The organism is Brevundimonas sp. UBA7534, assembly GCF_002479325.1.
Lineage (GTDB): Bacteria > Pseudomonadota > Alphaproteobacteria > Caulobacterales > Caulobacteraceae > Brevundimonas.
Map to the genome: position 1 here is coordinate 1 of NZ_DLMO01000098.1, position 354 is coordinate 354.

A 354-nucleotide genomic window follows, 5' to 3' on the forward strand; every position below is an offset into this window, starting at 1 on the left:
GGGTCTGGTGGCCGAAGTGGGCGCCCGCTTCCAGCAGGGTGCGCATCGAGAATTCAGGCAGAGCCATGATCGTTCAGTCCTTTTTCCGATCAACGTGGCGCGGGCGATAAAAGGACCGGCGGTCCCTCGGAATGGAGCAGGTCGGGATGTCTCCCCGGCCCGCGCCTCGCCCGCGTTGCGAAATGCGGGGGCCATGTAGGCGGGATCGGATCAAAAGGCAAGCCGCGCGAAAAAGGGCGGCCCTGCGGGACCGCCCCTTCCTGCTGACTTTCGTCGTCGATCAGCCCATGGCGTCGAGCAACTGCTTGGCTCGGTCGCGGTGCTGGGTGACGGTCGGGATCAGCTCGCGCGCCA

General features: G+C 66.1%; 1 protein-coding gene. It reads right to left on the bottom strand.

Features of this window, described 5'->3' with window-relative positions; genetic code table 11:
• Positions 1-67: hypothetical protein (locus B2U11_RS07325; RefSeq protein ID WP_292070863.1), on the bottom strand; the 67-nt coding region annotated here is incomplete at its 3' end.
• Positions 68-354 lie beyond the last annotated feature (287 nt).